The sequence below is a fragment of the Paenibacillus wenxiniae genome, assembly GCF_039822605.1.
Lineage (GTDB): Bacteria > Bacillota > Bacilli > Paenibacillales > Paenibacillaceae > Saccharibacillus > Saccharibacillus wenxiniae.
The window spans coordinates 1-656 of record NZ_JBCGUH010000049.1; the positions used below are offsets into that span (position 1 = coordinate 1).

The following is a 656-nucleotide window of genomic DNA, read 5'->3' on the forward strand; positions in this document are numbered from 1 at the left end:
TTTGATGTTAGATGGTATGCTCACTCACTATAACGCCCCGTCTATGTTAGCTTGACGGGGCAACTTTTCACCAGGAATCCTTTATCACATTATAACGATACATAGCCTACCCTCATTCCATAGGTATCGTTGTCTACATCACATGCCAGGGTACCTTTCAACGTTAACGAAGCAAGCAGATTAGATCTTTCGCAAGGCAAATATACTTGTCGGCTCAAGATAAACATTTTAAGCAGCGGCAGCGAGGAAGATGCAATCGATTCGGGTGCTGAGCCGCTCAAAGGAGAACCTAAAACAATGTCTATTTTTTCCGCTAAACGCAATACGGTAGAGCTTCAACCGTTACTTGATGCTACTGGACAACTGGCAAAGCAACCTTCCAAACGTTTGCAGCTACAAACGGAAGACCCAAAGATTACCGGTGTGGTCAACAATGTCAATGAGGCGATGGATAAAGTTCAAAAGCAGCAAAAGTATCTGGCTGCATGTGTGAGACTCACCCAAAATACGATGCAAACCGCTTTTTGGGATATGGCGATTAAAGATGGTGATCCGCTTCATCCGAACAATGTTTTTTTCTGGACTGATGAGCTTCGTCATCTGCTCGGTTATCAGAATGAACAGGATTTCCCCAATGTGCTGAGTAGCTGGTCCTC

Annotated in this window: 1 pseudogene; it reads left to right on the forward strand. The window is 44.4% G+C overall.

The features are described 5' to 3' along the window. Nucleotides 1–297: 297 nt before the first annotated feature. A pseudogene (locus tag AAHF22_RS23775) lies at nucleotides 298–656 on the forward strand (methyl-accepting chemotaxis protein); the annotation flags it as partial.